The sequence below is a fragment of the Paenibacillus dakarensis genome, from assembly GCF_001373415.1.
Lineage (GTDB): Bacteria > Bacillota > Bacilli > Paenibacillales > Paenibacillaceae > Paenibacillus_AQ > Paenibacillus_AQ dakarensis.
Genome location: NZ_CDSE01000063.1, coordinates 1 through 8367, shown reverse-complemented (window position 1 = coordinate 8367; position 8367 = coordinate 1). Strand labels below are relative to the sequence as shown.

The following is an 8367-nucleotide window of genomic DNA, read 5'->3' as shown; positions in this document are numbered from 1 at the left end:
TGATCCTTATGTGTGTAATCGTTAAACAGGAACATATCAATCACAACAAACTTACGGGATTCTTCAATAATCTGACCGATTCGCTTATAGATTTGCTGATCGTGCACGACCTGTCCATCGGCACCTGTATAAGTCAGGTCAGTCCAGAACTTCACATCATCTGTATGATAAAGAGGACTTTCATAGGATATACCCGGGGGCAGAGGTTTATGAGTCTGGTATACCATAACAGCAATGAGCCAGAGGATGAGAAGTAGAGCGGCGATCCCTGCCCAACGCCGCCATTTTCGCTGCTTATGCAGAACATTACGAGATGAAGGACGAAAGGGCATAATAAACCTTCTTTCCAGGGGATTAAGCTCGGTTTAGGTTAAGCTTGTTTCAAGATTTATATAACAACATGGGTGAACTTTTGAAGCAAAACTGGAGATTACCCTTCAATTAAGACAGGCCGAAAGGACAACGGCCGTTTGTTCGACAGATATGTGGGGAATGGGTATAATCAATGTACTTATGTGGGAAATGGGTATAACCATGTACTTAATAGTATGGAGTCGGATGAAGAGACTCATCGGTGAAGTGATAGCTTATGAATACAGCTCGGGAGGGAAGTATGGACAAGCAGAGTGGAAAAGACAAGCCTGCAGTAGGACAGGCAGGTGAACAGAGCGGCATGCTGCTGCCGGAGAGACCGACAGGGGAACGGAAAATCGAACATGTCCGCCTATGTCTAGAAGAAGAAGTAGGCGGCCAAGGGGTGACCACCGGTTTCGAGAAATACCGGTTTCGCCATGCGGCATTGCCTGAAGTGGATTTTGACGACGTGCGGCTGGATACGTCGTTTCTTGGATTTACGCTTCGGACACCATTTCTGATCAGCTCCATGACAGGCGGCAGCAAGGCAACAGGCGAGATTAACATGCGTCTGGCAGCGGCGGCAGAGGAGCGGGGCTGGGCGCTTGGCGTTGGTTCAGTTCGTGCTGCCGTGGAGCATGGAGAGCTTGCTCCGACTTTTCGGGTGCGTGAGAAGGCGCCAAGCATCCCCGTTATTGCGAACCTTGGGGCGGTGCAGCTGAATTACGGCTTTGGAGTAGATGAATGCCGCCGGGCGGTGGATATTGCAGGGGCAGACATGCTGGTGCTGCATTTAAACGGACTGCAGGAGGTGTTCCAGCCGGAAGGAAATACCCGATTCGGCGGACTGCTGTCCAAGATCGAAGAGCTGTGCCGGGTGATCGGTGTTCCGGTGGGGATCAAGGAAGTGGGCTGGGGGATTGACGTGTATACAGCCCGGAATCTGCTTAATGCCGGTGCCGCATTCATTGATGTAGCGGGAGCTGGAGGCACCTCCTGGAGCCAGGTTGAGAAATTCCGAAGTCTGGATCCGGTACGCCGTGCGGCAGCTGAGGCTTTTGCAGATTGGGGCAACCCGACCGCGGAGTGCATTGCCGAGATTAGGGAGGCCATCCCTTCGGCAGCATTAATAGGAAGCGGCGGCCTGAAGAACGGGGTGGATGCTGCCAAGGCCATTGCCCTGGGTGCTGATCTGACCGGCTTCGGACGCGGACTGCTCGGATCTGCAGTTGCTTCCGAGGAAGCGCTGGACCAAAGGCTGGCGCAGGTTGAGCTCGAGCTGCGAACGGCCATGTTCGGCATTGGAGCTGCCGATATCGCTGCACTTAAGGAGACGAATCGCCTGGTTAAGCGATTATAGATGAGCGATATTATTGGTTTGAACAAAATCGATGTTCTGATATAATTAATAAGATTGTTTAGCGAAACTTTAGAGAAACTATAAGGAGTTGTCACATAAATGGCTTTAAAAGCAGGGATCGTCGGTCTGCCGAACGTCGGTAAATCCACATTGTTTAATGCAATCACACAGGCGGGGGCAGAATCGGCTAACTATCCGTTTTGTACGATTGACCCTAACGTCGGCGTGGTGGAAGTGCCGGACGAGCGTCTGGACAAGCTGACCGAACTGGTGGTGCCGAACAAAACTGTGCCGACTGCGTTTGAATTTGTAGACATTGCAGGTTTGGTTCGCGGTGCAAGTAAAGGAGAGGGCCTCGGGAACAAGTTCCTTGCCCATATCCGTGAAGTGGACGCCATCGTGCATGTTGTAAGATGTTTCGAAGATGAGAACATCACTCATGTCGACGGCAAGGTGAATCCGGTCAGCGACATCCAGACGATTAACCTGGAGCTGATTTTGGCTGACCTCGACAGTGTAGAGAAGCGTATTGAACGGACGAAGAAGAATATGAAGGGCGGCAACAAAGCTTACGCCCAAGAGGTTGAACTGCTGGAGCGCGTGAAGGAAGCTCTGTACAACGATCAGCCTGCCCGCAGTGTCGAGCTTAGCGATGAAGAGAAGCTGATGATCCGTGACCTGCATTTGCTGACACTCAAGCCGGTATTATATGCAGCGAACCTGAGCGAGGACGGCGTAGCCGAAGCGGACAGCAATCCATACGTACAGCAGGTAAGAGAATTTGCAGAAGCAGAGAATGCTGTCGTTGTTCCGATCAGTGCCAAGGTAGAAGCGGAAATCGCTGAGCTTGAAGGTGAAGACAAGGCGATGTTCCTGGAAGAGCTGGGTCTTGAGGAATCCGGTCTGAACCGCCTGATCAAGGCAGCCTACAGTCTGCTTGGTCTGTACACATACTTTACAGCAGGCGTGCAGGAAGTTCGTGCGTGGACGATCCGTAAAGGAACGAAAGCTCCGCAAGCGGCTGGTGTTATTCACAGTGATTTCGAGCGCGGGTTCATCCGTGCCGAGGTGGTCTCCTATGATGATCTTGTGGCTGCAGGTTCCATGAACGGAGCGAAAGAACGCGGGCAATTGCGTCTTGAAGGTAAGGACTACACAGTTAAAGACGGCGATGTTATGCATTTCCGTTTCAACGTATAAGAGGCACAAACATATTAAGTGGATATGTAATTAAAGGGCGGCAGGTCTTCACTGATTGGAGATCTGCCGTTTTTTATCCGCATGAGCCTTCTAGCCAAACGGGTGGATATATGTTAAAATAAAAAGTCGTTTGCTGCTGCTCTCTGGCCGCAGAAACGAAGGTTTTTAAGGAATAAATGACTATCTATTGTTTGAACATACTCAGGAATATACATGTAGAGAGGTGAATACCCTTGTTGGACCGATTGCAATCCCTTGCGGACCGTTATGATAAGTTAAGTGAGCTGCTCTGCGATCCCGACGTTGCAAGCGACTCGAAAAAGTTGAGGGATTATTCCAAAGAACAATCCGATTTGCAGCCTGCTTATGAGGCCTATACTGAATATAAAACCGTAATTGAAGAGCTTGAAGCTGCCAAAACAATGCAGGGCGAGAAGCTGGATGATGAAATGCGCGAAATGGTGAAGATGGAAATCGATGAACTGAGCGCACGCCAGCAGGCGCTCGAAGAGAAGATTCGAGTGCTTCTGCTGCCGAAAGACCCGAATGATGACAAGAACGTTATCGTGGAAATCCGCGGTGCAGCGGGTGGAGACGAGGCGGCGCTGTTTGCAGCCGACCTGTACCGGATGTATACCCGTTATGCGGATAGTCAAGGCTGGAAGGTTGATCTCATGGATGTCAACTCGAATGACCTTGGCGGATTCAAAGAGGTTATCTTCATGATCAACGGACGCGGCGCATACAGCAAGATGAAATTTGAGAGCGGAGCGCACCGGGTTCAGCGTATCCCGGCTACCGAATCCGGCGGTCGGATTCATACGTCAACCTCAACCGTAGCTGTTATGCCGGAAGCCGAGGAAGTAGATATCGAGATCCACGATAAAGACATTCGCGTGGATACATTCTGCTCCAGCGGTGCGGGCGGACAGTCCGTTAACACAACGAAGTCTGCCGTGCGGGTAACTCACGTGCCGACAGGCATCGTGGCGACATGTCAGGACGGGAAGTCGCAGAACTCCAATAAGGAGAAGGCGCTGCAGGTGCTTCGTGCCCGGATTTATGACATGATGCGTCAGGAAGAAGAGGCTAAATATTCCGGCGAGCGTAAGAGCAAAGTGGGTACCGGAGACCGCAGTGAGCGTATTCGGACTTACAACTTCCCGCAGAGCCGGGTAACCGATCACCGCATTGGTCTGACACTGCACAAGCTGGATCAGGTGATGAACGGTGAAATCGAGGAAATTGTTTCAGCATTGACTCTTGCCGAGCAGGCTGAAATGATGGATAGAGGAGAATAACGCTTTGGAGCAACTAACATTTGTAGCGACGCCAAAGCGTAGTATAAGAGAAGCCTTGGTGGAGGCTTCTTCTTTTTTAGAAAGCTGCGGCGTGATGGAGCCCCAGCACAATGCGAAGCTGCTGCTGGAGCATGTGCTCGGCTTAAACGGGACAGCTTACTATATGGCTCTGCCAGAGCCTTTTCCGGAAGACCGACGTGCTGCATGGGAAGAAGCTGTGAACCGGAAGGGGAACGGAGTGCCGGCGCAGTATATTATCGGTGAACAGGAGTTCTACGGATTGAGCTTTGAGGTCACACCTGCTGTGCTGATTCCGCGTCCTGAGACCGAGCTTCTGGTCGAAGAGGTGCTGAAGCAGGCTGGCCAGATGAAGTCGGCGGGTCAGGAGAAGTCGGCAGATCAGGAGAAGTCGGCTGAGCAGGCATCCGGTCCTATGGTGCTGGATATCGGTACGGGGAGCGGCGCCATCGCTGTAACCTTGGCCTTGAAGTCACCGGACTGGCATGTGTATGCCAGTGATATTTCTCCGGAGGCACTTGAAATAGCGGTGCGGAATGCGAAGCGGCTTGGAGCCAGGGTGGATTTCCGTCTCGGGAACTTGCTTGAACCGTTTGCGGGTCTCGCGCCTGATATTATTGTGTCCAACCCTCCTTATATTCCAGCGAAGGATATTGAAACTCTGCAGCCGGAGGTTCGGGATTATGAACCGCGCACAGCGCTGGATGGCGGAGCGGATGGCTTGAAACCGTACCGGATCATGATGGAGCAGCTGACTCTGTTGGCCGCACCTCCGCGGATCATTGCGTTTGAATTAGGGATGGGTCAGGCCGAAGAAGTAGCGGAAATGCTGCGCAAGGCAGGATACTGGGAACAGATTATCACGGTACCGGACCTTGCCGGTATAGATAGGCATGTATTGGGAGTCTCGCTGTAATTGTCATGAGGTCCGTTTTTTCTTACAATAGGAAGTGAGTCTGTTCGTCAATGACCATAGAGTCATAGGAGCATAGAAGCTCAGCTTATAACAGGGGGACCGAATATGCTTCAAAAGTTTAAAAAAATCGATTTCGTTATTGTGACCGTATTAGTCATGTTAATGATTATGAGTATTACGTCGATATACAGTGTCACAAAGGGAGATCCGAAGCTGGATGGCTCCCATATCCGAATGATTGCTTATTACATTGTAGGCTTCATGGCGTTTTTTGGAATGAGCTTGCTGGATTATCGTCTGCTTATGAAAAACGCGCTTTATATTTACTTAGGCGGTATAGCGCTGCTGATCTATGTCATGTTTTTCGGAGCAACGATAAACGGCTCGCAGGGCTGGATTAATCTTGGTTTCCTCAGCTTGCAGCCGGCAGAGATGTTCAAGCTGATCCTGATTATTTTTCTGACATATGTATTGATCCGCAAAAATAAGCCGCGGCTGTCCTTTATCCGGGATATTATTCCCGTCGGCTTGCTGGCGTTTATTCCATTCGTGCTCGTGATGGGAATTAACGACCTCGGGAATGCACTCAGTTATGTGATTATCCTGCTCGGGTTATTATGGATTGGTAATGTTAAGCTGACACATGCGCTCCTTGGCCTGGTGCTGGTGGCAGGGACGTTCTTAGGAGCGGCCCAGGCTTATATTCATTATCATGATGATATCAAGGCGTTTATGGGGGAAGGAAGCCGGGCTCACTGGATGGAGCGGATCGACCCGTGGCTTGTTCCTGAGAAAGCGACAGCAAAGGCAAGCTGGCATACGAATAATGCGAAGCTGGCCATTGCCTCTGGCGGTATGGGTGGAGAAGGCTTTATGAAGGGTACATCCGTACAGTCCGGCCGTGTGCCTTATACGTATTCTGACTCCATCTTCGTTCAGATTGCAGAGGAATACGGATTTATTGGCTCGTCGGTGCTGCTGCTCTTGTACTTTATCCTGATCCACCGGATGATTCTGATCTCGCTGGAGTGCAAGGATCGCGCGGGTCCATTCTTGATCGTAGGTATTGTCTCGATGTTCCTGTATCAGATTTTTGAGAATATCGGCATGTTCATCGGTCTGATGCCGCTGACCGGGATTACGCTTCCGTTTATAAGCTATGGCGGTACATCGCTTGTAATCAGTATGGCAAGTATGGGCGTGGCGATGAGTGTAAGGCTTCACGGACGGGAGATTGATGAAGATTTCCCGGAGCCGAGCACGTATCGCACAGCTGCACAGAAAAGCTAGGACTTGTAAGTAAGTATCTGCGTGAAGCGTTCTTACCTATTGAAGCGGCTCAATTCTAGTGCAGAGAAGCTCGTCAATCTGTTTGGTTGTAATGATCGGTTATTGATCGTAAGAAAAGCCCTTCGGGGCTTTTTTTTTGTTGTTCTGCCCTGGAGTGCAAGGCTTCAACCAACGATGAACAAGACGCTTGTGAGTCCGAAAAATCACTCTATCTTTTTCAATTGAAAAATACTAGATTGCACGTTTAACTCTATCTTCTGCCGGACATACTGATAGACATCATAGATTATCAGGAGAGGCGGCTGAGCGCAGATGAACAAGCATAGTGAAACACTCCGTATTATCGTTAAACAAATGACCATGCTATTATCGATATTATTTATGATCGTCATGATTTGGGAAGGACAGCGGATTGATGCAGCAGTAGCAGGAGGTCAGATCCCGGAGGAATCGATCCGGCTTCGGATTCTGGCTAACTCCGATAGCCCATCCGATCAGTTGGTCAAGCGGGAGATTCGGGATGCAGTTGTGGCGCAGATGCAGGAGTGGGTACTGGAGCTGAATGACCCGCAAAGCCTGGAGGAAGCAAGACAGCTAACCCGCAGCCATCTGCCGCAAATCCGTAAGCTGGTTGGGGACGAGCTCTCCAAACGCGGCATCACCTATGCATATGATGTGAATCTGGGTACGGTTCCGTTCCCGACGAAGCTGTATGGCGGTACGGTATATCCGGCCGGAGAATATGAGGCAGTCCGGATTACCCTCGGAGAGGGTAATGGTCAGAATTGGTGGTGCGTACTGTTTCCTCCGTTATGCTTCATTGATGGAGGAAGCGGGGATGCGGCAGCTCAGCCGGCAGATGCGGAAGCAGTGAAGTTAGCCTCAGCACAAGGGCAAGGAGACGATGATGCTGTGAAGCGGAGCAATGCGGCTTCAAGCGAGCCGGAGGTTCGGTTCTTCCTGCTGGATGTACTGTTCGGAGTTTGGGAATGGATTACAGGCTTGTTCGCATAATCGTATTCAGGTGAAGTAGAATATGATACACTTTTTAGCAGAAGAGTGCTTTCTCTTTAGCGTTAGAGCCCGGGATGGGCTTCTGGATGCTGTAAGATAGTAGCGCTTTTTCTTTTGGCATAATGGATAAGGATGACCACTTATATAGAAAGCTTGGGATAAGAATGGAACATAAAGAAAACGAACGCCAGGAACAGCAGCAGAATCGGCAAGCCGGGGATCGGGTCACAAAAATGTGGCAGCTGAGTTTAAGCGGTGAGGCGCAGTCGGGAGACGTGCACGTGGAGACTACCGCTTCCGCACAAGCCGGGCATGAGCAAGCGAATGCCTTCGCAGCATTCGGCTTCAGTGATGAGGACATGCGTGCACTCGAGGAAGCGGGTCGGGTGCTTGCGGCTGGAGGAACGGTAGCCTTTCCAACCGAGACAGTGTACGGGCTAGGGGCGGATGCGGCGAACACGGATGCGGTCGAGCAGATATTTGCGGCAAAAGGCCGCCCCTCTGATAACCCGCTCATCGTGCATATTTCCGAGCTGTCCCAGCTGGACGGGCTGGTGCTTGGGGTCAATGAGACAGAGCGGCGCCTGATGGATGCCTTCTGGCCGGGACCGCTGACGCTCGTTCTGCCTGTGAAGCCGGGCGCGGTGTCAACGCGTGTGACGGCAGGGCTGGATACGGTAGCGGTCCGCATGCCGGATCATAAGGTGGCGCTGGCATTGATCAGCGCCGCCGGGTGTCCGGTCGCTGCGCCCAGCGCGAACCGCTCGGGCCGGCCAAGCCCGACGCTGGCCGGCCATGTGTATGAGGACCTGGCTGGTGCCATCGACGGCATTCTCGACGGCGGCCCCGCCGGGGTCGGTGTCGAGTCGACGGTCGTGCAGGCCAGCCAGGACGGCGCCGTGACGGTGCTGCGC

The 8367-nt window shown here is 51.7% G+C and carries 7 protein-coding genes and 1 pseudogene; 7 read left to right on the top strand and 1 reads right to left on the bottom strand.

Translation table 11 applies throughout. The features are described 5' to 3' along the window. Positions 1-332: pseudogene (locus BN1234_RS15765) on the bottom strand (phospholipase); the annotation flags it as partial. A gap of 281 nt (positions 333-613) precedes the next feature. On the opposite strand from BN1234_RS15765, the gene fni reads away from it, so the two are divergent. From fni to BN1234_RS15730, 7 genes are all read left to right on the top strand, one after another. Beyond that, positions 614-1714 carry a type 2 isopentenyl-diphosphate Delta-isomerase gene (gene fni / locus BN1234_RS15760; RefSeq protein WP_156337234.1) on the top strand — a complete coding sequence of 367 codons (1101 nt, stop codon included), beginning with the start codon at positions 614-616 and terminating at the stop codon, positions 1712-1714. Positions 1715-1813: 99 nt separating this feature from the next. Continuing rightward, on the top strand, positions 1814-2914 hold the full coding sequence (gene ychF, locus BN1234_RS15755; protein WP_054957622.1) for a redox-regulated ATPase YchF: 1101 nt from the start codon (positions 1814-1816) through the stop codon (positions 2912-2914). A gap of 233 nt (positions 2915-3147) precedes the next feature. After that, positions 3148-4215: a peptide chain release factor 1 gene (gene prfA, locus BN1234_RS15750; protein WP_054957621.1), complete on the top strand. Its 1068-nt coding sequence runs from the start codon at positions 3148-3150 to the stop codon at positions 4213-4215. A 94-nt stretch (positions 4216-4309) separates the two neighbouring features. Further along, complete coding sequence (gene prmC / locus BN1234_RS15745) at positions 4310-5149, top strand: peptide chain release factor N(5)-glutamine methyltransferase (protein WP_370734077.1); 840 nt, start codon at positions 4310-4312, stop codon at positions 5147-5149. 105 nt (positions 5150-5254) lie between these two features. Next, the gene (locus tag BN1234_RS15740) at positions 5255-6439 is read left to right on the top strand and encodes an FtsW/RodA/SpoVE family cell cycle protein (protein WP_054957619.1); all 1185 of its coding nucleotides are present in this window, start codon (positions 5255-5257) and stop codon (positions 6437-6439) included. Positions 6440-6751: 312 nt separating this feature from the next. Next, positions 6752-7453, top strand: coding sequence for a stage II sporulation protein R (spoIIR, locus tag BN1234_RS15735; RefSeq protein WP_054957618.1), 702 nt, complete (start codon positions 6752-6754; stop codon positions 7451-7453). A gap of 359 nt (positions 7454-7812) precedes the next feature. Continuing rightward, positions 7813-8367 (top strand): L-threonylcarbamoyladenylate synthase (locus BN1234_RS15730; protein WP_245640193.1); only part of this gene is annotated, 555 nt, incomplete at its 3' end.

Bases quoted from the DNA above. Each gene is read 5' to 3' on its own strand.
- fni (WP_156337234.1), top strand. From the start codon at position 614: ATGGACAAGCAGAGTGGAAAAGACAAGCCTGCAGTAGGACAGGCAGGT.
- ychF (WP_054957622.1), top strand. From the start codon at position 1,814: ATGGCTTTAAAAGCAGGGATCGTCGGTCTGCCGAACGTCGGTAAATCC.
- prmC (WP_370734077.1), top strand. From the start codon at position 4,310: ATGGAGCCCCAGCACAATGCGAAGCTGCTGCTGGAGCATGTGCTCGGC.
- BN1234_RS15740 (WP_054957619.1), top strand. From the start codon at position 5,255: ATGCTTCAAAAGTTTAAAAAAATCGATTTCGTTATTGTGACCGTATTA.
- spoIIR (WP_054957618.1), top strand. From the start codon at position 6,752: ATGAACAAGCATAGTGAAACACTCCGTATTATCGTTAAACAAATGACC.